Annotated in this window: 23 protein-coding genes and 2 pseudogenes; 10 read left to right on the top strand and 15 right to left on the bottom strand. The window is 69.0% G+C overall.

What is annotated here, in order from left to right:
• Window positions 1–183 precede the first annotated feature (183 nt).
• Window positions 184–648: an SRPBCC family protein gene (locus tag ABD357_RS19970; protein WP_344391719.1), complete on the bottom strand. Its 465-nt coding sequence runs from the start codon at window positions 646–648 to the stop codon at window positions 184–186.
• On the opposite strand from ABD357_RS19970, the gene ABD357_RS19965 reads away from it, so the two are divergent.
• Complete coding sequence (locus ABD357_RS19965) at window positions 647–796, top strand: hypothetical protein (protein ID WP_344391718.1); 150 nt, start codon at window positions 647–649, stop codon at window positions 794–796. The two genes, ABD357_RS19970 and ABD357_RS19965, sit on opposite strands and share 2 nt — an antisense overlap.
• Here the strand turns inward: ABD357_RS19965 and ABD357_RS19960 are convergent.
• On the bottom strand, window positions 791–1,078 hold the full coding sequence (locus ABD357_RS19960; RefSeq protein ID WP_344391717.1) for a hypothetical protein: 288 nt from the start codon (window positions 1,076–1,078) through the stop codon (window positions 791–793). The genes ABD357_RS19965 and ABD357_RS19960 overlap by 6 nt on opposite strands.
• A 781-nt stretch (window positions 1,079–1,859) precedes the next feature.
• Here ABD357_RS19960 and ABD357_RS19955 point away from each other — a divergent pair.
• Window positions 1,860–2,783: an LAETG motif-containing sortase-dependent surface protein gene (locus ABD357_RS19955; RefSeq protein ID WP_344391716.1), complete on the top strand. Its 924-nt coding sequence runs from the start codon at window positions 1,860–1,862 to the stop codon at window positions 2,781–2,783.
• Window positions 2,784–2,901: 118 nt separating this feature from the next.
• Here ABD357_RS19955 and ABD357_RS19950 read toward each other — a convergent pair.
• The 4 genes and pseudogenes from ABD357_RS19950 to ABD357_RS19935 all read right to left on the bottom strand — a co-directional run.
• Window positions 2,902–3,132 (bottom strand): annotated as a pseudogene (locus ABD357_RS19950) (SRPBCC family protein); the annotation flags it as partial.
• A 150-nt stretch (window positions 3,133–3,282) separates the two neighbouring features.
• Window positions 3,283–3,978, bottom strand: coding sequence for an alpha/beta fold hydrolase (locus ABD357_RS19945; protein WP_344391715.1), 696 nt, complete (start codon window positions 3,976–3,978; stop codon window positions 3,283–3,285).
• Between the two features lie 283 nt (window positions 3,979–4,261).
• The gene (locus ABD357_RS19940; protein ID WP_344391714.1) at window positions 4,262–4,720 is read right to left on the bottom strand and encodes a DUF4291 domain-containing protein; all 459 of its coding nucleotides are present in this window, start codon (window positions 4,718–4,720) and stop codon (window positions 4,262–4,264) included.
• 22 nt (window positions 4,721–4,742) lie between these two features.
• Window positions 4,743–5,444: pseudogene (locus ABD357_RS19935) on the bottom strand (DeoR/GlpR family DNA-binding transcription regulator); the annotation flags it as partial.
• A gap of 478 nt (window positions 5,445–5,922) precedes the next feature.
• Here ABD357_RS19935 and msrA point away from each other — a divergent pair.
• Window positions 5,923–6,435 (top strand): peptide-methionine (S)-S-oxide reductase MsrA, encoded by a 513-nt coding sequence (msrA, locus tag ABD357_RS19930; protein WP_344391713.1) that lies wholly within the window; start codon window positions 5,923–5,925, stop codon window positions 6,433–6,435.
• Between the two features lie 220 nt (window positions 6,436–6,655).
• Here msrA and ABD357_RS19925 read toward each other — a convergent pair whose 3' ends face one another.
• On the bottom strand, window positions 6,656–7,777 hold the full coding sequence (locus ABD357_RS19925; RefSeq protein ID WP_344391712.1) for a hypothetical protein: 1,122 nt from the start codon (window positions 7,775–7,777) through the stop codon (window positions 6,656–6,658).
• A gap of 142 nt (window positions 7,778–7,919) precedes the next feature.
• On the opposite strand from ABD357_RS19925, the gene ABD357_RS19920 reads away from it, so the two are divergent.
• The gene (locus ABD357_RS19920) at window positions 7,920–9,074 is read left to right on the top strand and encodes a cystathionine gamma-synthase (RefSeq protein WP_344391711.1); all 1,155 of its coding nucleotides are present in this window, start codon (window positions 7,920–7,922) and stop codon (window positions 9,072–9,074) included.
• A gap of 22 nt (window positions 9,075–9,096) precedes the next feature.
• On the opposite strand, the gene ABD357_RS19915 is transcribed toward ABD357_RS19920, so the two are convergent.
• The 3 genes from ABD357_RS19915 to ABD357_RS19905 all read right to left on the bottom strand — a co-directional run bounded on the left by ABD357_RS19915 (window position 9,097) and on the right by ABD357_RS19905 (window position 10,498).
• Entirely contained in the window at window positions 9,097–9,348 is a 252-nt protein-coding gene (locus ABD357_RS19915; protein ID WP_425584932.1) for a hypothetical protein, read from the bottom strand.
• A complete protein-coding gene (locus ABD357_RS19910) occupies window positions 9,345–9,854 on the bottom strand; it encodes a sigma factor-like helix-turn-helix DNA-binding protein (RefSeq protein ID WP_344391709.1) in 510 nt (169 codons plus the stop codon). The genes ABD357_RS19915 and ABD357_RS19910 overlap by 4 nt, the downstream gene beginning before the upstream one ends.
• Before the next feature lie 131 nt (window positions 9,855–9,985).
• Window positions 9,986–10,498 (bottom strand): MarR family winged helix-turn-helix transcriptional regulator, encoded by a 513-nt coding sequence (locus ABD357_RS19905; RefSeq protein WP_344391822.1) that lies wholly within the window; start codon window positions 10,496–10,498, stop codon window positions 9,986–9,988.
• A 162-nt stretch (window positions 10,499–10,660) separates the two neighbouring features.
• Here ABD357_RS19905 and ilvA point away from each other — a divergent pair, with 162 nt between their 5' ends.
• The 3 genes from ilvA to ABD357_RS19890 all read left to right on the top strand — a co-directional run bounded on the left by ilvA (window position 10,661) and on the right by ABD357_RS19890 (window position 14,014).
• Window positions 10,661–11,890, top strand: a complete 1,230-nt coding sequence (ilvA, locus tag ABD357_RS19900; protein WP_344391708.1) for a threonine ammonia-lyase — start codon at window positions 10,661–10,663, stop codon at window positions 11,888–11,890.
• 226 nt (window positions 11,891–12,116) lie between these two features.
• Window positions 12,117–13,172, top strand: a complete 1,056-nt coding sequence (locus ABD357_RS19895; protein ID WP_344391706.1) for an ATP-binding cassette domain-containing protein — start codon at window positions 12,117–12,119, stop codon at window positions 13,170–13,172.
• Window positions 13,169–14,014, top strand: coding sequence for an ABC transporter permease (locus ABD357_RS19890; protein WP_344391704.1), 846 nt, complete (start codon window positions 13,169–13,171; stop codon window positions 14,012–14,014). The genes ABD357_RS19895 and ABD357_RS19890 overlap by 4 nt, the downstream gene beginning before the upstream one ends.
• Before the next feature lie 72 nt (window positions 14,015–14,086).
• Here ABD357_RS19890 and greA read toward each other — a convergent pair whose 3' ends face one another.
• Window positions 14,087–14,584, bottom strand: a complete 498-nt coding sequence (greA, locus tag ABD357_RS19885; RefSeq protein ID WP_344391702.1) for a transcription elongation factor GreA — start codon at window positions 14,582–14,584, stop codon at window positions 14,087–14,089.
• Between the two features lie 214 nt (window positions 14,585–14,798).
• Window positions 14,799–15,197 (bottom strand): DUF4307 domain-containing protein, encoded by a 399-nt coding sequence (locus tag ABD357_RS19880; protein ID WP_344391701.1) that lies wholly within the window; start codon window positions 15,195–15,197, stop codon window positions 14,799–14,801.
• A 124-nt stretch (window positions 15,198–15,321) separates the two neighbouring features.
• Here ABD357_RS19880 and mca point away from each other — a divergent pair, with 124 nt between their 5' ends.
• Window positions 15,322–16,200 carry a mycothiol conjugate amidase Mca gene (gene mca, locus ABD357_RS19875; RefSeq protein ID WP_344391699.1) on the top strand — a complete coding sequence of 293 codons (879 nt, stop codon included), beginning with the start codon at window positions 15,322–15,324 and terminating at the stop codon, window positions 16,198–16,200.
• Between the two features lie 6 nt (window positions 16,201–16,206).
• Complete coding sequence (locus ABD357_RS19870; protein WP_328769025.1) at window positions 16,207–16,476, top strand: hypothetical protein; 270 nt, start codon at window positions 16,207–16,209, stop codon at window positions 16,474–16,476.
• Between the two features lie 118 nt (window positions 16,477–16,594).
• On the opposite strand, the gene ABD357_RS19865 is transcribed toward ABD357_RS19870, so the two are convergent.
• Entirely contained in the window at window positions 16,595–19,798 is a 3,204-nt protein-coding gene (locus ABD357_RS19865) for an AAA family ATPase (RefSeq protein WP_344391698.1), read from the bottom strand.
• 484 nt (window positions 19,799–20,282) lie between these two features.
• On the opposite strand from ABD357_RS19865, the gene ABD357_RS19860 reads away from it, so the two are divergent.
• Window positions 20,283–22,313: a thioredoxin domain-containing protein gene (locus ABD357_RS19860; RefSeq protein WP_344391697.1), complete on the top strand. Its 2,031-nt coding sequence runs from the start codon at window positions 20,283–20,285 to the stop codon at window positions 22,311–22,313.
• Here ABD357_RS19860 and ABD357_RS19855 read toward each other — a convergent pair.
• The gene (locus ABD357_RS19855; RefSeq protein ID WP_344391696.1) at window positions 22,310–23,038 is read right to left on the bottom strand and encodes a Mut7-C RNAse domain-containing protein; all 729 of its coding nucleotides are present in this window, start codon (window positions 23,036–23,038) and stop codon (window positions 22,310–22,312) included. The two genes, ABD357_RS19860 and ABD357_RS19855, sit on opposite strands and share 4 nt — an antisense overlap.
• Window positions 23,035–23,667 carry a TetR/AcrR family transcriptional regulator gene (locus tag ABD357_RS19850; protein ID WP_344391695.1) on the bottom strand — a complete coding sequence of 211 codons (633 nt, stop codon included), beginning with the start codon at window positions 23,665–23,667 and terminating at the stop codon, window positions 23,035–23,037. Before ABD357_RS19850 ends, ABD357_RS19855 begins: the two co-directional genes overlap by 4 nt.

Genomic DNA, 23,667 nt, shown 5'->3' with positions numbered 1-23,667 from the left:
CACCCGCGCGCACCGATATCGACCACTCGATCGGGACTCGCGCGATCCGCTGAACGTGGCGAAGCCCATGCCTTGACCCACATCATCCGGTCTCGCTTCCCTGCGGCGGTGAAGCGGCCCCGGCGGGATGGTCCGGTCACGGGCGGGCGCAGGGCCCAGGGCTCTCGCTGGGGCCCGGGAGGGTCAGTCGCCGCGGCCCTCGACTGACGAGGCAACGTCGTCGAGATCCTTGGCGATGGCTCTGGTCACTGCCCGTGCGCCCACGCCGCCAAGAATCCTGGCGAGCAGGCCCATGACGCCGCCTGGTGCCACGGCACTGAACGTCATGCGGACGGTCGTCGCCGACGGGCCGTCCGCCCGCAGCAGCCACTCCGACACGTAACGGGTGCCACGAGATCGGGCCTCCACCACATAGCGCTCGGTCGGTTCGCTGGCGGTCACCCACATCTCCTCGGTGGCGTCCCTGCCGAACATGCGCCGGGTCTCCCGCCACCGCGTGCCGACGTCGAAGGTCCCGTCCGTGAGGATTTCGACCTTCGAGACGCTGCCGAGTACGCGATCCATGGCCCCGAGGTCGGTCAGAGCTTCCCACACACGTCTCTGGCCTGCGGCGATGCGCCGCTCCACGACCACGCTTCTGCCGGTCATGCCACCCATCGAAGCATCGGGCTCCGACAACTGCATCGGCTTCCCGCCGGCGTTCTTCCCGAACGGCACGGAAGCCGTATGGGAACTCGCGGAACATCTGTACGTGTGCATCGAGCAGCAGGTCAGCGACATGCAACGAGGCTTATGAAACCCTGAACTCGATCTGGCTGATGGCCGGTCCATCGCCGGTGACCTGGCCTTCACTGATCGCTTCCGTCCAGGAGCCCTCCGTTTGGAGTTTCGCCAAAACCATCGGAGAAAGACTGACCGTGATCTGGATGCCGCCCCCTGGTGCGGGCGCGCGGTCTATGCGGACTTCATCACTCATACCGACGACGCTACTTGCAACAGGCCGGTCAACATTGGCCGTTGAGCTTTTACCCAGGGTCGTGAAGGTATGGGCTGATCGCTCCTGCCAGCGGAATGTCATACGCCTATGTCATGTCTTTCAAGATTCTCGGCACATACCTACCGTTCAGCGTCGTCGCGACGTCTAGCGAGAGGTTCTCAGCCATCTGCCTTAGCGACGCCGATCGGGCCAGGACACGCCGGTCCCCACCGAGCCCGCTTCCCCAGTTCGTTTCGAACGGGTCACTTAGCTCGACCCCCGTCCCGGCGAGCCTGTGCTGCTATGCAGCGCCCCGAGCCGACGGCCAGCAGTCCGGCGGGCATGTCCGGTCAGTGGTGCGGGGCGCAGGGCTGTCGCGGGGGCCCCGGAGGGTCAGTCGCTGCGGCCCTGAACTGCCGAGGCAACGTCGTCGAGATCCTTCGCGATGGCTCTGCTCGCTGCCCGTGCACCCACGCCGCCATGCGGAGTTCGTACTCCGCCATCGAGGGCGGCTGGGCCGGCTCACTCCTGCGTCCGCGTGGCCTGGCGACGCCCGCGCCTACCTCTGACCGCCGCCGCCCCCGGCGGGGATACGACCACCACGGAAGACGCTGAACGGACATCTCAGGCTCGGCCCGGCGTTCGCGGCCGCGTGGCGGAGCAGGCCATTCCCTCTGTGGCGGAAAAGTGATGGCGTGTGAACTCCTTGTGTATTGCCGCAGGTTGACAGGGTTCGGGGAGGAGATCCACCATGTGGTCGCACTGTGGCGCATGTGACCAATGAGCCCAGTGAGTCTTCGACCACTCACCCCGGTACGGCCGGCCGCCGCGTGCTGCCCTGGTGCCGTCACCCGGGTCCTGCACAAGCCAAGATGGGATCCGCATGTCCATAGCGAGACGTGTCACCCTGCGGCGCCTGCTGGGGACGGGCGCCGCAGCAATCACCCTCTGCGCCGCCTCTGCCACCGGCGCCTGGGCCACCGGTACACCCGGCGGCGACGGCTGGAAGTCCGGCGACGGCTACAAGCCCGGCACCGGCGCGGGCACGAAGACCGAGACCGATCGCTGCCAGTTCTCCCTCGACGGGACCAACTTCTACGACTCGGTCAAGGTCGACGACCAGAACCTCAAGCCCAGCGACGACGGCAAGGTCCACGTCACGGTCCGTACCGCCGGTGACGCCACCACCTGCACCGCCTCGCTCGCCGCGTACCGCGCCCACGGAGCCACCTTCGAGACCTCCGGCCTGCAGGTCTTCCACGACTTCGACAGCGTGACGGTCAAGCCGGGCGCCACCGGTGCCCTCGACATCGCGGTGCCGGACGCGGGCTGCTTCGCGCAGATCGACCTGTACCGCGGCGCAGTCAAGTTCGACGGCCACTTCGACGCGAACGACGGTTTCGAGCACGGCGACCTGCCGAAGGGTCCGGACCGCCCGGTCATCAAGGACAAGCTGATCGCTGCATGGAACGGCGGCACGCAGGACTGCACGCAACAGCCGTCCGAAACGCCGGGCACCCCGACTCCGACGGCCCCCGAGCCCGCCCAGCCGCCGACGCCGACCACCCCGGCATCCGAGACGCCCCCGCCCGCCTCCGAGACTCCGTCGAGCCCGACCCCCTCCGAGTCCGAGTCGTCCACCCCGCCGGCCACGCCGACGCCCAACGGCTCCAATCCGCCCCTCGCCGAGACGGGGGGCAGCAGCGCCACCATGCCGCTCGCGGCCGGCGCCGTGGTGCTCCTCGCGGGCGGTGGCGCGATCACCATCGCGACCCGACGCCGCCGCGCGGCCAAGACCGGTTCCTGACCCCGCGGTTCCGTAGTGCGCCCGCAGTTCCGTAGTACGTCCGCCCCGGCGATGTCTCCCACGAGGCCGCCAGGGCGGACGTGATCTTCGCCTAATGAGGCCTGGGCCATTAACGAAGATCGGTCGGTTCGCTGGCGGTCACCCACATCTCCTCGGTGGCGTCCCTGCCGAACATGCGCCGGGTCTCCCGCCACCGCGTGCCGACGTCGAAGGTCCCGTCCGTGAGGATTTCGACCTTCGAGACGCTGCTGAGTACGCGATCCATGCCCCCGAGGTCGGTCAGAGCTTCCCACACACGTCTCTGGCCTGCGGCGATGCGCCGCTCCACGACCACGCTTCTGCCGGTCATGCCATCCATCGAAGCACCGGGCTCCGACAACTGCATCGGCTTCCCGCCGGCGTTCTTCCCGAACGGCACGGACCGCCACAACCTCGACAAGCCCAAAGCCCCTCATGGCGGAAGCGGACAACGACCCGGGGGACCCAAGCGGCCACGGCACTAGCCGTGAACGGTGTTGAGGACGGCGGCGAGCTTTTCCGGCGCGCTGATCATCGCCATGTGACCGGTGTCGAGGTCGATGACGTCCGCCTGGAGCAGCGCGATGGATCGCTGCTGGAGTTCCTCGACGTAGCACTGGTCCCGGGTGAGGTGCACGTACGTCCGCGGGAGGTCCCGCCGGTAGCCGCTCAGGTCCACGGGCTCGCTCAGCAGCGCGGCTGAATCGTCGGCCAGCCGGTCCAGGGCGGAAGCGGCTGTCGCCTCGTCCATGTCGTTGCACAGCATCGCGGCAGCACCCTCGCGGGTCTGTTGGTAGACCCCGGCGGTGATGGACTGCTCGACCAGTTCCCGTACGCCGGGATCGATCTGGTCGAGCACCCGGGATCCGTCGGGGGGTACGACGGCCGACACGAGGACGACCTGACGGATCCGTCCGGGTATGAGGTTCAGGACGAGCGGCACCGTGACTCCCGCGAAGGAGTGGCCGACCAGCACCACGTCCCGCAGGTCCTTCGCCTCGATGTCCTCCCGGACCGCGTCGGCGCAGTCCGCGAGAGTGACCGTGCCCAGTTCGACTTCGGCCCTCGTGCCGCGGCCAGGAAGGTCGACCGCCAGCGCATCCGCACTCAGGTGAGGAATCAACTCGTTCCAGCAGTCCGCGCCGAAGCCGGCGCCGTGAATGAGAACGAAAGACATGTGCGACCTCCTAGTCGATGACGCGGAACACTAACTGAATTCAGGTCAGTCACCTAGAGGTTCTGACGGCCCGCTGAGATGGGTGGTTCAGTCTTCGGGCTGGGCAGGTGCGCTCCATGGCGCGGGGGTTAATACCCGGCATCGGCAAGCCGGCGGGCAGTGAGCCGATCACCGCGAGGTCATCAACATCTGCGAGCTGCTGATACCGGTATCCCCCGTCCCGGCGAGCCTGTGCTGCCATGTGACCCATCGGTCGCACCCGACTGTTGAGCGAAGCGGCCCGTCATCCCCGTAGGTGGGCAAGGAGTTCGTCTCCAAGAGGGTATGGGCGTACCGGGGGCAGCAGTCGGGCGGCGGAGTCCAGGTCACCGCCGCTGACGAGGGTATGGATCTTGCGGGCGAGCGTGGTCACGTCGCGGATGGAGACCGTCCACTCGTCCGCGTAGCGTCGTGCGGCCTCCCCGGAGAGGCCCAGTTGCAGGGAGCGGTACGGCAGAGGCTGTAGGTGAAGGTCCCGCTCGGGGTCCCACTGCACGCGAGCGGGCGCACGCTTCAACTGACGCTGCCAGGTGACCCGGTCGGCGTGTGCCCCGCGGACGTAGCTTGACAGACACGCGTGGCGCAGCGCCCACTCGGAGCCGTCACGGCTGATCTCGACAGCGAGGACGGTCTCCTGCCCCGCTTTCGCGCCCCAGCCGTAGCGGTACATCATCCACAGGAACGACGGCTTGATCCACGTCAAGCCGCGTTCGTAGTCCTTTGCGTTAGTCGTTGACTGCGGCTGGAGTCGCCAGCATCACCTTCACGCCAGCCTCCTTGAGCGCCGCGAGGGTCGCATCATCCGACGACGCGTTGGTCACTACCGTATGCAGGTCTTCTGGGCCGCAGATCTTCACCATGCCCGTTCCCGGGAATTTGCCTTGATCGACGAGGAGCACAACCTTTTCACTGGCAGCGATCATGGCGCGCCGGGCGGGCACCTCGGCGACTGTGGTGTCCATGACCTGCCCACCGGGACGGACGCCGCAAGCGCCCATGAACAGCCAGTCAGCGTGCACTTGGCGGAGATTGTTCTCGGCCATGAAACCGTCCAGCGAGCGCGACTCGCGTATGACCATCCCGCCGAGCAGCATCAGGTCAATGCTGTCATCCTCGGCGAGTTCCTCGTAGACGACGAGATTGTTGGTGATCACCGTGAGTCGGCGTCCGTGCAGTTGGCGTGCCAGCCGGTAGACCGTTGTGCCGGAGTCGAGGATGATCGACTGGCCATCCTCAATCATCGTGGCCGCTTGGGCAGTTATCGCGTCCTTGGCGGTCACCCGAACCTCGGCGGCCTCGATGAAGGGCGGATAGGGCTCCTCGATGACCGCACCCCCATGAACACGGGTGAGCAGCCCGACCTCCTCCAGTTTGAGGAGGTCACGGCGGATCGTCGCAGCGCTGACATCCAGCCGACCAGAGAGGTCGGGATCATGAGGATGCTCGTCGCGTTGTTACGGCATCCGTCGGCGCGTCCTCTGACCGGGGCCCCGCTGTAACGGGAGCCCCGCTCGTAACGAGACCCGCTCGTAACGGGAGCCCCGCTTGTAACCAAAGCCCCGCCTGTAACTGGAGCCCCGCTTGTAACCGGAGCTCGAAAGAAGGACCAGAGGAGCACCTGCGGCAGGCAGAGTGGTGATCACCATCGGGCTCGGCCGGCCGCTGGCAGGTGAGCGGGTCACAGGTCCACGCCTGCGGCCGGTGAGCCAAAGGGTTCTCCGGATTAGGGCACGGCGTGGGAAGGCAACAGGTGGGTGCACTCCTCGCGGCGGGCAACCGCAGGGCCGGTTGGACGGGCACGGAATCGCTTGGACCCCTCGTGCGTTGAGGGGAATGAGTATGGGAAGCCGGTGGTGTGCGAGCCGAGCAGCCCGAGACCGAGCTGACAGATATTGGAGGGCCGCAATGGCTGCGCAGACGCAGAGGGCCGTGCTGGCGGGCGGATGCTTCTGGGGGATGCAGGACTTGATCCGTCGGCTCCCGGGTGTGACGGCGACCCGGGTCGGATACACCGGGGGTGACGTGCAGAACGCGACGTACCGTAACCATGGCACGCACGCGGAGGCCATCGAGATCGTTTTCGACCCCGAGAGGACCGACTTCCGCACGCTCCTGGAGTTCTTCTTCCAGATCCACGACCCGAGCACCAAGAACCGTCAGGGCAACGACATCGGCCTCAGCTACCGCTCGGCGATCTACTACGTGGATGACGAGCAGAAGCGGATCGCTGAGGACACGATCGCGGATGTGGACGCCTCCGGGCTGTGGCCGGACAAGGTCGTCACCGAGGTCGAGCCGGTCGGCCCCTTCTGGGAGGCCGAGCCCGAGCACCAGGATTACCTGGAGCGTTACCCGGACGGCTACACCTGCCACTTCCCGCGCCCTGGATGGCGGCTGCCCGCCCGCGCGGCGGGCTGACTCGGGGAGGGCAAAACAACGGCACAGCGATCCCGGTTGAACTCTGCCGTATGGAGGAAGCAAAGACTGGCCTGACAATCACGGCGATCCGGCAGCGGAAAATGTGCTCTAGGAACGGTGGGCAGCTGCGGTGAACGGCTGGTGCAGGAACATGCGGTCTCCTCGGCGGTGGGTCCAGTGAGTGAACGTACGGGGCCGGTCCGGAATTCCAACTGGGGTGTCAGCGCGGCAGCGTCGCCGGGCTCCCTCCGTTCGCCTCGTATCCCGCGACCGCCAGCGCCCGGTATACCGCGTAGTCCGCCGCCGGGTCCGGCGTCAGCGTCCACGGCAGCGCCCCTACGTGGCCGTCGACATGCACGAGCTGGTTCATCGCCTCGGCCCAGCGCTCGCTGCGCACGAGGAAGAACACCAGGAGATGGCGTACGTGGGCGAGCATCGGATCGTCCGGGCGGGCCGCGTGCACCGCGTAGAGCGCGCCGTGGATCGCTTTGGTGACTACCTCGCTCTGGTAGAAGCTCTGGACGAGGTTGACTTCCGGCAGGTGCTCGAAGACCGCGAAGAGGGGCATCGCCGCGAGCAGCGACCCCTGCGGGGCGCGCGCTGCCGCCGCCTCCGCAAAGGCGTACGCCACCTCGCGCGAGCCGTGCCACTTCTCGCACCAGTAGTGCAGCGCCGCCAGATGCGCTCCCATGTGCGCGGGAGAGCGGTCGAGGATCTTCAGCCAGAGCTTTTCGAACTCCGCCTGTGGATAAGCCAGTCCGCGCGCCACGGAGAGCTCGATGATGTACGGGATCGGGTCACCGGGGGAGAGCAGCGCCGCCTCGTCGCAGGCCGACTTGGCCTCCTCCATGATGATCCGGAACTCGTCCGTGCCCGGCGTCGACGTACGCCACGCCTGCTGCACCAGGAACTCCGCATGCACGGCCGCGCCGCCCGCGTCCTTGGGCTTCTCGGCCCGCCAGACCCGCAGCCACTGCCCGCCGGGGCTCTCGCTGACCCCGCCGGGGCGCTGGTGCAGCTCCAGCGACGCTGCGCCCGCGAAGGCCTGCACGCGCTGCCAGCGCAGCTCGCCGTCTGTCTCCGTGCCGGCGAGGAGCTGTGACGCTCCCCGGTAGTCCTGGCTGCGCTGCACCAGGTCCAGGACCTCCAGCAGGTCCTGGTCGGGGCCGGGCATGCGGATGTCCAGCTCCTCCTGGCGCAGGAAGCCGTAGTTCGCCGGGTCGGCGGCGTCCGGGTCGCCGGGAGCGACCTGCTGGATACCACCGGCACGCCTGCGCATCAAGATCGGCCCGAGGACGAAGCCCATCATGACCAGCGCCATCAGGACCCAGAGAATCTCCATGTCTCAAGCGAACCAGACGCGTCCGACAATTGGCCAACGTGGTCGGCAGTTCCTGTGGAAAACCGGCGGTCGCACCGCCGCCCAGGCCCTGCCACAGCTTCCCGCCGTCACAATCCGCGCGGGCGCACTACCCTCGGTGCCCATGAGCGACAGGCACATCAGCCAGCACTTCGAAACCGTGGCGATCCATGCGGGGAACACCGCCGATCCCCTCACCGGCGCGGTCGTCCCGCCGATCTACCAGGTCTCGACCTACAAGCAGGACGGCGTCGGCGGGCTGCGCGGCGGCTACGAGTACAGCCGCAGCGCCAATCCGACCAGGACGGCCCTGGAGGAGAACCTCGCCGCCCTGGAGGGAGGTCGCCGCGGACTCGCGTTCGCGTCCGGACTGGCGGCCGAGGACTGCCTGTTGCGTACGCTGCTCAGCCCTGGCGACCACGTGGTCATCCCCAACGACGCGTACGGCGGTACGTTCCGTCTCTTCGCGAAGGTCGTCTCCCGGTGGGGTGTGGAATGGTCGGTCGCCGACACCAGCGATCCCGCCGCCCTACGGGCCGCCGTCACCCCCAAGACCAAGATCGTCTGGGTGGAGACGCCGTCCAATCCGCTCCTCGGCATCACCGACATCGCCGCGGTCGCCCAGATCGCGCGCGAGGCGGGCGCCAGGCTGGTCGTCGACAACACCTTCGCCAGCCCTTACCTCCAGCAGCCGCTCGCGCTCGGCGCGGACATCGTGGTGCACTCGCTGACCAAGTACATGGGCGGCCACTCGGACGTCGTGGGCGGCGCGCTCGTCGTGAACGACGAGGGGCTGGGCGAGGAACTGGCGTACCACCAGAACGCGATGGGCGCGGTCGCAGGTCCCTTCGACTCCTGGCTGGTGCTGCGCGGCATCAAGACGCTCGCCGTACGGATGGACCGGCACAGCGAGAACGCCGCCCAGGTCGCCGAGATGCTCAGCAGGCACGCGCGCGTGACGCGCGTTCTGTACCCGGGCCTTGCGGAGCACCCCGGTCACGAGGTTGCCGCCAAGCAGATGAAGGCGTTCGGCGGCATGGTCTCCTTCCAGGTCGCGGGCGGCGAGGAGGCGGCCGTGGAGGTCTGCAACCGCGCCAAGGTGTTCACCCTGGGCGAGTCCCTGGGCGGCGTCGAGTCCCTGATCGAGCACCCTGGGCGCATGACACACGCGTCCGCGGCCGGCTCGGCACTCGAGGTGCCCGCCGATCTCGTGCGCCTCTCCGTAGGCATCGAAAACGTCGACGACCTCCTCCAGGACCTCGCACAGGCCCTGGGCTGAGCGACTGGCGACTCGCGAGGCCCTACCAGCCGGTGAGCGGTGGAGTCACCTCCGACGGCGGCTCCACCCACGGCCGGGCCATCGACGCCCACACCACGAAGGTCACGGCGGCCGCGAACAGCAGCAGCCACAGCAGCCGCCGGGCCGTCTTCTGTCGGCGCAGCATGCGGCTGCCGCGCCGCACGACGTCCGCGTGCAGGTTGGGCGGTACGGGGGGCGGTGCGTCCTCCAGGATGCGACGGACGGCGTCCTCCCTGCGGTCCATCGGGCTCATGAGGGCACCACCTTCGCCACCGCCGGAGCCGCCTCACGCGGCGGATGCAGCAGGTTCGCCACCGCGCGGGCACCGATCGCCCGTACGCGCTCCAGGGGCAGCCCGAGCAGCGCCGCCGTCTGCTCCTCGGCCACGCCCTCGAAAAAGCGCAGGACCAGAACCAGCCGCTCCTGGGGAGCGAGACGGTGCAGTACGCCGCCGGTGTTCGGCCGGCCACGAAGGTGGGACCAGCCCAGGGCGCCGTACTGATGCCAGGCCCCGCGAGCGAAGCGCAACGCAAGCTGCTGCCGGGTGCGGTCGTACGGGTCCTCGCCGCGCAGCCGGTCCCAGGAGGCGTACGTATGGGCCAGGGACGCCGTGAGCAGGCGCCGCGCGCGCGGGTTGTCGTCCGGCGACTCCGCCGTCAGGAGTGTGGCCGCATGCAGCAGCCGCCCTGCCGCGCCCGCGACGAATGCCTCAATCTCCCGGGCCCGGCGGGCGCCTTGGGACGCCTGCCGTTCTCGCACCGCGCCTCCCGACTCTGGGAAACCGGGCCCCTGGGGCGTACGGCGAGGAAAATCGCGTACTACAGGGACCCGATCTCATCTGAGGCCAGGCACGGCCCCTTGGTCAAGAGGCCGACACGATGCGGGGGCGGTCAGGAGGGTGAGGGCGCCTCTACGGAGGTCCCTTCCACCGACGCCGCGGCCATCCGGGTGGAGAGCGCGCCGTTGAAACGCGTGAGGAGCGTGCAGAACGCCTCCCGCTCCTCCGGCGTCCAGTCCTCGGTGAGTTCGGCCATCAACTGCCGCCGGGAGGAGCGGACTTCCTCCAGGCGGGAGAGCCCGCGCGGCGACAACTGGAGCACCACGGCGCGCCCGTCCTCCGGGTGCGAGGTGCGCTTGACGAGCCCGGTGTCCACGAGCGGCGCGACCTGACGGGTGACCGTCGAGGAGTCGATGCCCATGCTCGCGGCGAGCGCCTTGACGCCCATCGGGCCCTCCTTGTCCAGGCGGTTGAGCAGCAGATACGCGGCGCGGTCCATGGAGTTGCGGACCTGGCCGACCCCGCCGAGCCGGGTCTGTTCTGCACGGCGGGCGAACACCGCCACCTCGTGCTGGAGCGATTCGAGAAGACCGGTTTCACCGACGGTCGTCATGTCCATCGACATTTCTGGTGTTGTGGGCATGGCCGGGGGCTCTATTCATGCGTGGGGCTGGGTTGGGGGACAGAGTACGCGGACGGCGGGCGGGCCGTACCGGCGCTGCGCAAACCTATGCCGGAGCTTGGTCACAGCCCGTGGGGCGGGGCGTGAGCTGCGAGACTGTTGGTCATGAGCTACAGCACGGCTGACTCCTTGCCGACGGTGACCCTCGACGATGTCCGCGGCGCCCAGAAGATGCTCGCGGGCGTGGCGCGGGTGACCGCCATGGAGGGCAGCAGGCATCTGACCGGGCTGGTGGGCGCGCCCGTGCACTTCAAGTGCGAGAACCTCCAGCGGACGGGTTCGTTCAAGCTGCGCGGCGCGTACGTGCGGATCGCCGGACTGCTTCCCGAGGAGCGCGCCGCGGGCGTCGTCGCGGCGAGCGCCGGCAACCACGCCCAGGGTGTCGCCCTCGCCTCCTCCTTGCTCGGAGTGCGCTCCACGGTGTTCATGCCGACCGGCGCCCCGCTGCCGAAGGTCGCCGCAACCCGCCACTACGGCGCCGAGGTGCGACTGCACGGCACGGTGGTCGACGAGACGCTGGCCGCCGCCCAGGAGTACGCGGCCGAGACGGGCGCCGTGTTCATCCACCCCTTCGACCACCCCGACATCATCGCGGGCCAGGGCACGGTCGGTCTGGAGATCCTGGAGCAGTGCCCCGAGGTGCGCACGATCGTCGTCGGGATCGGCGGCGGCGGTCTCGCCGCGGGCATCGCGATCGCCGTGAAGTCGCTGCGGCCCGACGTGCGGATCGTGGGCGTGCAGGCGGCGGGCGCGGCGGCATACCCGCCCTCGCTTGCGGCGGGGCGCCCGGTGTCCATCGACAACCCGGCGACGATGGCCGACGGCATCAAGGTGGGGCGTCCCGGCGACGTGCCGTTCCGGATCGTCGGCGACTTGGTGGACGAGGTCCGTACGGTCTCCGAGGACGCCTTGTCCAGCGCCTTGCTGCTGTGTCTGGAGCGGGCCAAGCTGGTCGTCGAGCCGGCCGGCGCGAGCCCCGTCGCGGCGCTGCTGAGCACGCCCGAGGAGTTCGAAGGGCCGGTCGTGGCGGTACTGTCCGGCGGAAACGTGGACCCGCTGCTGATGCAGCGCATCCTGCGGCATGGCATGGCCGCGGGCGGCCGCTACCTCCAGGTCCGGCTGCGGCTGACGGACCGTCCCGGCGCCTTGGCCACACTCCTCGGGGTGTTGTCAGTGGTGGACGCTAACGTCCTCGATGTGAGCCACGTACGGACCGATCCGCGGCTCGGGCTCACAGAGGCGGAGGTGGAGTTGCACCTGGAGACGAAGGGTCCGGAGCACTGCGCCGAGGTGGGGAAGGCGCTGCGCAAGGCCGGTTACACGGTCATCGACTGACTCCGCGGTCCGGCAGACCGCAGTCCTTCAGACGGGCATCCGTGAGACCGGTGTGCAGTCCGTCAGACCGGCGTCCGAGCTCAGGATCCCCAGTTATCCACAACCTGGGAAAATCCGTTGAGAGACGCGATACATCGCGTTATGGTGTGTCTGTCGCCACTCATGGCGGAACCAAGCGCGCAAACCCAGTCTTTCCGAAGAAACCTCAACGACGTGGAGAACTCACATGCCAGGCGCCATCTACGCCGAAGGCCTGGTGAAGACCTTCGGTGACGTAAGGGCTCTGGACGGCGTCGATTTCGATGTCCCGGAGGGCACCGTGCTGGGCCTGCTCGGGCCTAACGGCGCGGGCAAGACCACCGCGGTCCGCTGCCTGACCACGCTGCTGCGCCCCGACCGGGGCAAGGCGGTCGTCGCAGGCATCGACGTGCTCAAGAACCCCAACGAAGTGCGGCGCTCGATCGGCCTGTCCGGCCAGTTCGCCGCGGTCGACGAGTATCTGACCGGCCGCGAGAACCTCCAGATGGTCGGCCGGCTCTACCAGATGAAGGCGAAGGACGCGAAGGTGCGGGCGGGCGAGCTGCTCGAGCAGTTCAATCTCGCCGACGCCGCCGACCGCCCCGCCAAGACGTACTCCGGCGGCATGCGCCGCCGGCTCGACCTCGCGGCGGCGCTCGTCGTCTCGCCGCCGGTCATGTTCATGGACGAGCCGACGACCGGCCTCGACCCGCGCAACCGCCAGCAGCTGTGGGAGGTCATCAAGCGACTGGTCTCCGGTGGTACGACCCTGCTGCTGACCACCCAATACCTCGAAGAGGCCGACCACCTCGCCCACGACATCTGCGTCGTGGACCACGGCCGCGTCATCGCCCGCGGCACCTCCGACCAGCTCAAGGCCCGGACCGGCGGCGAGCGCGTAGAGGTCGTCGTCCACGAGCGCGAGCACATAGCCACCGCGTCCGAGGTGCTGCGGGGCTTCGGCAAGGGTGAGACGACCGTCGAGGAGCACACGCGCAAGCTGACCATGCCCGTCACCGGCGGCGCGAAGCTCCTCGCGGAGGTCATCCGCGAGCTGGACACCCGCGGTATCGAGATCGACGACATCGGTCTGCGCCGCCCCACCCTCGACGACGTCTTCATCTCCCTGACGGGACACCTCGCCGAGGCCGAGGACGAGGAGAACGGCGGGGCGCAGGACGCCAAGGGCCGCAAGACCAAGCCGAAGCAGGAGCCGGTGCAGGACAAGGACAAGGGCAAGGCCAAGAAGGAGGCCGCCTCATGAGCGTCGTCAGCGATACTGTGCGCGTCGCGCAGCCGGGGAGTGCCATCGGCCAGTCCGTGCGGGACTCCCTGGTCGTTGCCCAGCGCAACCTCATTCGCATGAGCCGCATCCCCGAGATGGTGATCTTCGGGCTCATCCAGCCAATCATGTTCGTGGTGCTGTTCAGTTACGTGTTCGGCGGCTCCATGACCATCGCGGGATCCAACAACCCGGACAGGTACCGCGAGTTCCTGATGGCCGGCATCTTCGCGCAGACCGTCACCTTCGCCACCGCGGGCGCCGGAGCGGGCATCGCCGACGACATGCACAAGGGCCTCATCGACCGCTTCCGCTCCCTGCCCATGGCGCGCGGAGCCGTCCTGACCGGCCGCACACTCGCCGACCTGGTACAGACGGCGCTCACGCTCCTCGTGCTGGCCGTTGTCGCCCTGCTGGTCGGCTGGCGCACCCACACCAATGCCGGGGAGGTGCTCGGTGCCTTCGGGCTGCTGCTCCTTGCCGGGTACGCGTTCACCTGGATCGGCGCACTGATAGGCCTCTCCGTGCGGACGCCGGAGGCGGCCACCTCCGGCGGGCTGATCTGGCTCTTCCCGGTCACGTTCGTCTCGAACGCTTTCGTGGACACCAGTCAGATGACGCCCTGGCTGCGTCATGTCGCCGACTGGAACCCGTTCAGCGCCACCGTGCAGGCCTGCCGCGAGCTGTTCGGCAACCCGGGAGTCTCGCAGTCGGACGCCTGGCCCATGCAGCACCCGGTCTGGGCTTCGCTGATCTACTCGATCGCGATCATCGTCATATTCCGGACGCTGGCCGTGCGGAAGTACCGCTCGGCGACGGCGTGACGCGGGAGGAAACCCCCGGCCACGAGGAGCCCCCGGCACGAGGGAGGCCTCGGCCGGGGGCTCGGCTCGGACTCAGGATGTGTACGGCTTGGCCTCGAGGATCTTCACCGAGGCGAGCTTGCCGTTCGGCAGTTCGTACTGGGCGTCCTCGCCGACCTTCTTGCCGTTCACGCCGGAGCCCAGCGGAGACTGCGGCGAGTACGTTTCGATGTCCGCGCTCGCGTATTCGCGCGAGGCGAGCAGGAACGTCACCGTGTCGTCCTCGTCACCGTCGAAGGCGATGGTGACGACCATGCCGGGCGCGACCACACCATCGGCCGCCGGCGCCTCGCCGACCTTCGCGTTCTCAAGGAGCTGGGTCAGCTGGCGCACCCGGAGCTCCTGCTTGCCCTGCTCCTCCTTGGCCGCGTGGTACCCGCCGTTCTCGCGCAGGTCGCCCTCCTCGCGCGCGGCCGCGATCTTGGCGGCGATCTCCGTGCGCGCAGGACCAGACAGGTACTCCAGCTCGGCCTTCAGCTGGTTGTACGCCTCCTGGGTCAGCCAGGTGACGTTCTCGCTGGTCTGGGTCACAGGTGCTCCTCGTAGGTACTGGGAATACAAAGCATCGCCCTACCCAGAAGAATGTTCCTCCAGGGGAGGGCGAAACCACGAGCCTAACAATTCAGCGGGCGAAGGGGGAGGACATAAGCCATCAGAATCGCATCAACGCAGGTCAGCTCCTACGTATTCCAGTCGGCGCGAACGGATCGAGCCCCGGCGCCACCGGTGCGCACCGAGCCCGCAGTCAGTCGGCGTGGCAGCCGAGCAACTCCGCGGTGGTGCCCGGAGAAGTCGTACGCAGCGTGACGACCTTGTCGATACGCGTGGCGTTCTGGTCGAAGCGGAAGTCGCGGCGGCCCACCTCCGCGCCGTCCTCGGCCTGCGAGCGGATGGTGCAGTAGCCCTCGGCGTCCGCGTCCTTGCGCACCTCCAGGTGCACCTTGACCGAGTCGGCGGAGGTGTCGAAGGAGATCACTTCGGCACTGATCTTGTTGCCGCCCACGTAGTAGTAGGCGAACCAACCGATGAGGATCAGGAGGGCGACCCCCAGGACACTGCCGATGATCTTGAGCTTGCGGTCGGCGCGCTCGTCCCCGGAGCGGCCGTAGCGGCCCTCGGGCAGGTGCGTACTCGCCGTACTCATGATCGTCCTCTCTGCGGAGGGCAAAGGGCCGGACCCCGGAATTTTTCGCCCCCGATTTCGGTCACTATAGAAGCGGCCGATCGCGCCCATACACACGGGGGCGCCGACTGACGAGGATTGTGATTTGACTGACCAGCTGCGACTGATGGCCGTACACGCCCACCCCGACGACGAGTCGTCGAAGGGCGCGGCCACCATGGCGAAGTACGTGTCCGAGGGGGTGGACGTGCTGGTCGTGACCTGCACGGGCGGGGAACGCGGCTCCATCCTCAATCCGAAGCTTCAGGGCGACAGGTACGTCGAGGAGAACATCCACGAGGTACGCAAGAAGGAGATGGACGAGGCCCGCGAGATCCTCGGCGTCAAGCAGGAGTGGCTCGGCTTCGTCGACTCGGGACTGCCCGAGGGTGACCCGCTGCCGCCGCTGCCCGAGGGCTGTTTCGCGCTGGAGGACGTCGACAAGGCGGCGGGAGAGCTGGTCCGCAAGATCCGCTCCTTCCGCCCGCAGGTGATCACCACCTACGACGAGAACGGCGGTTATCCGCACCCCGACCACATCATGACCCACAAGATCTCGATAGTGGCGTTCGAGGGGGCGGCGGACACCGAGAAGTACCCGGAGTCGGAGTTCGGCCCCGCCTACCAGCCGCAGAAGCTCTACTACAACCAGGGTTTCAACCGCCCGCGCACCGAGGCGCTGCACAACGCGCTGCTGGAGCGCGGCATGGAGTCCCCGTACGGGGACTGGCTGAAGCGCTGGGACGAGTTCGTGCGCGCCGAGCGCACGCTGACGACGCACGTCCCGTGCGCCGACTTCTACGAGATCCGCGACAAGGCCCTGATCGCACACGCCACGCAGATCGACCCCGACGGGGGGTGGTTCCGCGTCCCGATGGAGATCCAGAAGGAGGTCTGGCCGACGGAGGAGTACGAGCTCGCGAAGTCCCTCGTCGATACGTCCCTCCCCGAGGACGACCTCTTCGCGGGCGTCCGGCAGTCCTGAGGGACAATGCCTGACATGAGCGCAAGCGCAAGCCTGGCAATGACGCACCTTGTCCCCCTCGCGGCAGAGGTCGACGAGGACAAGGTGACCCCTGGCGTCCTCGGCTTCATCGTCTTCGCGGTGATGGCGGTGGCGGTGTGGGGGCTTATGAAGTCGATGAACCGGCACATGGGGAAGGTCGACTTCGAGGAGGAGAAGGACCCGAAGGGGGACGCCTCCGACGCCTCCGACAAGAAGGCCGGTTCCGGGGGGAAGGCCTCGCCCGCCAAGGGCTGAGAGCTCAGCGGCATGGTCTGGTGCAACGTCACGGCTTCATGGCACCCACTGGGTGTCATGAAGTCCCTGAGCCGTCCCCACCCAACATGGACCCGACCCTACGAAGAACGACCCGCCCCTACGAAGACCGGGCCGTCACCGCCACCCCCATGACCTCCCGCGCATGCCGGCTCGGCACCATCCCCAAGCGCCACGCCTGCCAGCCCGCGTCCAGGTCGACGCCCCGTTCCAGCAGCAGCTGATACGCCTCGATGTAGTCGTCGAGCTTCCCGTCGCGGGACGGGTGGTCGGTGCGTGAGAGCTGGGTCAGCTCCTCCTGGGCCACGGCTGTGCCGATCTCGATGCCGCCCGGGGATGCGTAGGGGAGCAGGGTGCAGCGCAGGAAGCGGGCCCAGTCCTCGCCCCGCCGGTCGCCGTACGACGCGAACAGGCTCGCCGCCTCGTCGCACAGCGAAAGGGCGGACTGCGTACGGGTGTTGCCCGCGTCCACCACGGCCAGCTCCAGGCACGTCCACGCCTCGCCGTGGGCGACGCCGATGCGCTGGAAGTCCGCCCGGGCGTCCACCAGGAGCTGGCGGGCGAAGCCGGAGTTGCGCAACGAGCCCGTCTGGGCCGCCCGTTGGTCGCGGGTCGCCCGGGCCGAGTGGTGACGGGCGCACGCCAGGCCGTACACGTCCCGGATACGGGAGAACATCGTCCGCGAACGCTCCAGTTCCCGCACCGCCTGGTCCAGGTTGCCCGACTCCTCCAGGGCCTGGCCCAGGTAGTAAACCGTCCATGCCTCGCCCCGAGCATCCTCGTTGTCACGGTGGCGGGAGATCGCCTGGCGGAGGCCGTCCACGGCGGAGGACGGGTCGCCGTCGACCAGGCGGGCGCGAGCCAGCTGAGTCAGGGCCCAGGCCTCGCCGCGGGGGTCACGGGTGCGGCCGTACAGATCGAGGGCCTCACGGAGTTCCGCCTCCGCACGCGGTACGTCGCCCATGCGCAGGCCCAGCTGGCCGAGCTGGAAGTGCGCCCAGGCCTCACCGTGCAAGGACTCGCCCTGGCGGTGCAGGACCAGCGCCTGCGTAAGGAGATCCAGGGCCGCGGCGAGACGGGCCCGGTCCCGCTCCACGGCCGCCAGCGCATGCATCGTCCAGGCCCGGTCCGCCGCGAGCTGGGGAGAGGCCTGGAGGTCCATGGCCTCCTGGAGCTTCGCCGCCGCCTCCGTGAGATTGCCCTGGTGGTGCAGCGTGATCCCGAGCGAGCACAACGCCCTTGCCGCGCCCGCATCGTGGTGCGCCTCGAAGTAGAGGTCCACCACCGAAGCCAGCTGCGTACGCGCCTTGTCGAGCTCGCCGAGCTGACGGGCCGCGATACCCGTACGCCACTGGACCGAACGCACCAGCAGCCCCTGGTCCACAGCCTGCGTCAACTCACTGATCTCGCCCAGCCGGTAGAGGTCGCCGCGCAACAGGCAGTAGTCACACAGCGCGCCGAGCAGATTCAGTACGGCCGCCTGGTCCACGCCCTCCGCGTGCCGCAACGCCGCCGTGATGAAGCTCGACTCGTCATCCAGCCAGCGCAGCGCCGCATCCAGCGAGGTGAAGCCGTGCGGGCCGACCGTGTCCGCGCGCGTCGACGTCTTGCCGTCGACCAGGCGAATCACCGAGTCCGCCAACTCGCCGTAGTTCACGATGAGTCGTTCCTGCGCGGCCGTACGCTCCGCCGGCTCCTCCTCGTCCAGCAGGCGGGCCTGCGCGAAGGCACGGACCAGATCGTGCAGACGGTAACGGCTGCCCCGTACATGATCAACGAGACCGGCCCGCGACAGCGCCTCCAGATGCCGCGTCGCCTCCGCCTCGTCCGTCGCCAGCAGGGCGGCCGCCGCCGCCGCACCCAGGGACGCGCGGCCCGCCAGCGCCAGACGCCGCAGCAGCCGCCGGGCCGTGTCCGACTGGTCGCTGTAGCGCAGCCACAGCACCCGTTCGACCGGCTCGACCGGACCGTACGCATCGAGATCCGTGGCCAGCTGACGATGCGTACGCGGGCCGAGTGAGGAGCCCGCGATCCGCAGCGCCAGGGGCAGGCTGCCGCACAACTCACGTACCCGGTCGCAGGATTCGGCGTCGTACGGACCCGACGCGTCCTGCGCAGCCGCCTTCAGCAGCTCCTCGGCGCCGGCCGAGTCCAGCGCTTCCACGGGAAGCTGGTGCACCCAGGCGGGGAGGTCGGCCGGCAGATCGAGCGGTTTGCGCGCCGTGACCACGACAAGGCTGTCGGAGCGCTCCGGCACAAGGGTCCGTACCTGCTCCGCGTCGCTCGCGTCGTCCAGCACGATCGTCACCGGCAGGCCGGTCAGATGCTGGTGGTAGAGCTCGCTCAGCCGCCGCACCTGCTGCTCAGGCGAGGAACGCTCCCGGAACAGCAACTGCTCGCGGGACGCGCCGAGCCGGTTGAGCAGGTGCAGCAGCGCGTCACGGGTGGACAGCGGCGGCTCCTCCGGGCTGTCGCCCCGTAGGTCCACCACGCACGCGCCCCGGAACTGGTCCTTCAGCGCGTGCGCCGCACGGACGGCGAGCGTGCTGCGGCCCGAGCCCGGCGCGCCGTGCAGCACGACCACCGTCGGCTTGGTCTCCGTACTCGCGCGAGCCGCGTGCACCCACTGCGCCACCCGCCCCAGCTCCTGCCTGCGACCCGCGAACGGGCCTTCCGGCTCCGGGAGTTGATCGAAGGACCGCTCCAGCACGCTGCGTCTGCGCGCCGCCGCGCTCTTGTCCGTACGCCGCAGCTGCGGCGCCTGCCGCTTGGGACCGGTCGACGCGCTGAGCACCCGCTGCTGGTCCAGGAACGGGCGGATACCACGCACCTCCAGCGCCGTCAGCCACTGCAGCCGCAGCTGCTCCGGCCCACCCGGCTGCCCCAGGGCCCCGGCCCGGCGACTCGCGGCCGGCAGATGCGAAGCGGTCACCTTCGCCACCGTCGCCGCGGCGCCCGCCACACCGGCCACGGCTCCGGCACCGAGCGCCGTCCCCGCACTCGTGCCGAGCGCCAGGTCCGCCACACTGGCCGCGACGGCGGCAACGACCGCGACCAGCAGGGGAGTTCCGGCACCCTCGCGCGCATACCGCTGCCCGAACGTCAGCCGCCCGGCCTCCGCCTCGTCCAGCGCCTTCGTGTACGCCTCGTACTCCTCCGCCGCCGTCCCGGCGATGGCATCCAGCGACCCACGCGCCCGCGAAAGCAGCACACTCCCGTCGGTCCGCCCGCCCGACCGCCGAACCTCCTCCTCCACGGCCCGGGCCAACAGCCGCTCGGCTTCAGCCCGATGGCTGTCCCGCATGTCAGGTCCCCCTCCGCCAGCAATGGCTCTTCTTGGTCAAGTGTCCTGCGGATGGGGCGGTAAGGCGAGATAGCCTGCGGATTCCTGAGGGCTCCTTGAGGTTTCGTGTGTATCGCCGGTTTCTGGAAACGGGAGTTCACTTCGGTTGGCATCGTCATCCCGATGGTGGGGATCCTCGTCACGGTGCTGGTGAGGTGGAACCCTGAGGCCGGGCCCCCGGGGCCGGCCTCTTCTGTGCCCAGCTAGGGCTGATGTGCGACACCGTCTGGAGGAGCGCGGGAGCGCCTGCTCCAGCCCTGGAGCCCATGCGGTGGCGCCGGATGTCGGGAGAGACGGCCTTCGACGAGAAACAGAAGATCACCGTGGCCGTCTTCGATGACTTTGTGTCTGGTGTTGGGCGGACCGAGTGGTCGGTCCGGGTCAAGCGACCTGAAGCGAGGGCCTGAGCCGGGGCCGGGTCACGGACGTCAGGCAGGATGGGAGTATGTCGAACCGACTGGCCCACGAGACGTCCCCGTACCTCCTCCAGCATGCCGACAACCCCGTCGACTGGTGGCCCTGGTCGGCCGAGGCCTTCGAGGAGGCGCGGAAGCGCGGTGTACCGGTGCTGCTGAGCGTCGGCTACAGCAGCTGCCACTGGTGTCACGTCATGGCTCACGAGTCGTTCGAGGACCAGGAGACCGCCGACTACCTCAACGCGCACTTCGTGAACATCAAGGTCGACCGCGAGGAACGCCCCGACGTGGACGCCGTATACATGGAGGCCGTGCAGGCCGCGACCGGGCAGGGCGGCTGGCCCATGACCGTCTTCCTCACCCCGGACGCCGAGCCGTTCTACTTCGGGACCTACTTCCCGCCCGCGCCGAGGCAGGGGATGCCTTCCTTCCGGCAGGTGCTGGAGGGCGTGCACAGTGCCTGGGCCGACCGGCGGGACGAGGTTGCCGACGTTGCCGGGAAGATCGCGCGGGATCTCGCCGGGCGGGAGATCTCATACGGGGACACGACCGTGCCCGGTGAGGAGGAGCTGGCGCAGGCGCTGCTCGGGCTCACGCGGGACTACGACGCCCAGCGCGGCGGGTTCGGTGGAGCGCCGAAGTTCCCGCCGTCCATGGTGATCGAGTTCCTGTTGCGGCATCACGCGCGGACCGGGGCCGAGGGTGCGTTGCAGATGGCCGCCGACACGTGTGAACGGATGGCTCGCGGGGGGATCTACGACCAGCTCGGCGGAGGGTTCGCGCGGTACTCCGTGGACCGTGAGTGGGTTGTGCCGCACTTCGAGAAGATGCTCTACGACAATGCGCTGCTGTGCCGCGTGTACGCCCACCTGTGGCGGACTACCGGCTCCGATCTCGCTCGTCGCGTCGCCCTGGAGACCGCCGACTTCATGGTCCGCGAACTCCGTACGAACGAGGGCGGGTTCGCCTCCGCGCTGGATGCGGACAGTGACGACGGTACGGGGAGGCATGTCGAGGGCGCGTACTACGTGTGGACGCCTCGGCAGCTCGCCGACGTCCTCGGCGATGAGGATGCCGAACTCGCCGTGCAGTACTTCGGCGTGACCGAGGAAGGCACGTTCGAGGAGGGCGCTTCCGTACTTCAACTTCCGCAGCAGGAGGGCGTGTTCGACGCCGAGCGGATCGAGTCCGTGAAGGAGCGCCTCAGTCGGGCCCGTGCCGAGCGGCCCGCTCCCGGCCGTGACGACAAGGTGGTCGCGGCCTGGAACGGGCTCGCGATCGCCGCCCTCGCGGAGACCGGTGCGTACTTCGGCCGTCCCGACCTCGTGGAGGCCGCTCTGGGTGCCGCCGATCTTCTCGTACGTCTGCATCTGGACGAGCGGGCCCGGCTCGCCCGTACGTCGAAGGACGGTCAAGTCGGCGCGAACGCGGGGGTGTTGGAGGACTACGCGGATGTTGCCGAGGGGTTCCTTGCGCTCGCCTCGGTGACCGGTGAGGGGGTCTGGCTGGAGTTCGCCGGGTTCCTGCTCGACCATGTGCTGGTGCGGTTCGTCGACGAGGAGTCGGGAGCCCTGTACGACACGGCCGCCGACGCGGAGAAGCTGATCCGCCGCCCGCAGGACCCGACCGACAGCGCCACGCCCTCCGGTTGGAGCGCGGCGGCCGGTGCCCTGTTGAGCTACGCGGCCCAGACCGGCGCCGAGCCCCATCGCACCGCCGCGGAACGGGCGTTGGGCGTCGTGAAGGCCCTCGGCCCGCGGGCGCCGCGTTTCATCGGCTGGGGGCTCGCGACCGCGGAGGCCCTGCTCGACGGGCCGCGTGAGGTGGCCGTCGTCGGACCGGCGGACGCCCCGGCGACCCGGGAACTGCACCGCGCCGCCCTGCTCACCACCGCGCCCGGTGCGGTCGTCGCGGTGGGCACCCCCGGCAGCGACGAACTCCCGCTCCTCGCCGACCGCCCGCTGGTGGAGGGCGAACCGGCGGCGTACGTCTGCCGCCGGTTCACGTGCGACGCACCGGTGACGGACGCGGGGTCCCTCCGGGAGAAGCTGGTTTCTTAGCGCCTCCCAAATTCCGAAACGGCGCGCGTCACGATCGCCTCAAGACGGTCGTGGTGCGCGCCCCGCCAGTACACGCGCCCACACTCCTCACACTGCGCGAAGACGTCGTACGACTGCTGCGTGCCACCTTCGAGCCGGTCGGCGATCTCGTCCTTGACGGCTTCGTTGAGGAGGCCGTTGCAGGCCGTGCAGCGAGTCCACGGCTTCAGCTCGGGCTCGAACCGCCCCAACACGTCCCGGAGTTGGTCATCGGGCCGCGTGCTGTAGACGAACGCGCCGGCCCACAGCTCGCGCCGCCGCAGCAGACCACGGTCGCGGCTGAGCATCACGCGCCGCTCGGCCGCCGAGCGGGCGGCGAGGGCCGGGTCGCCGATGTCGGTCGACTCGTACGCGGCGTCCACGCCCAGCAGCCGCAGCCGCCGGGCGAGCGTCCCGAGATGCACGTCGAGCAGGAATCGCAGCGGCGCCCCCGGTACCCGCTGGGGTCGTGCAACGGCCCGCACCTCGACGGACTCGCCCGCCCCGGGCACGTACGACACGGACACCTCACGCCCGTCCACGACGAGCGCCCCGACCTCCGTCAGCGGCACACCCAGCGACTCCACGACGTGCCCCAGCGTGGAGACTCCGTCGGTGACGACCTCGGTGGCCCCGGCCCGCCGTGCCTGCGGCACGAACATGCCCAGCTCGGGGGCGAAATCGACGTGGATCTCGGGTCCGTTCATCGCTTGGGGAGGTCCTTGAAGGTGTCGAGGGTGCGGTCGAGCAGGTCCAGCAGATCGCCCTGGTGGTCGTGTTCGGTCCAGTAGATGGCCGCTTCGAGGAGCGCGCCCATCAGCCCCATCGTGTAGACCCGCACCTCCAGGTCGTTCTCGTGCCGCCCGGTGCGCTCCGCGATCGCCCGGCACATCAGGCGGCCCGTGACGGACATGCTCTCCATGACCCGGGACCGCACGGCCGGGACCTCCGTCATCAGCCGGAGGCGCAGCTTCATCTCGCGCTCCGCAAAGGTCGGGTCGTCGGCGATCGCCATGGTCATCGACTGCCGGATGATGAACCGCAACGAGTCCAGCAGGCCCTCGTCCTCCGGGCGCGCCCGCAGCAGGTCCTCCGCCAGGGGGTCGTACTCGTCGGTGAGGACGATGTCCTCCTTGGTCGGGAAGTACCGGAAGACGGTGCTCGGCGAGACCTCCGCGCGCTCCGCGATCTGCTCCACGGTCGTCGCGTCGTACCCCTGCTCCTCGATCAGCTCATAGGTGGCGTTCCTGATCGCGATACGCGTCTTGAGCTTCTTGCGCTCCCGCAGGCTCATGTGCCGGGCGGCTTCGGGGAGGGAGGTTCGTGCCGTGGTCAT

Source organism: Streptomyces vastus (assembly GCF_039532825.1).
GTDB classification, from domain to species: Bacteria; Actinomycetota; Actinomycetes; order Streptomycetales; family Streptomycetaceae; genus Streptomyces; species Streptomyces vastus.
This window is presented reverse-complemented; position numbering and strand designations above follow the sequence as displayed.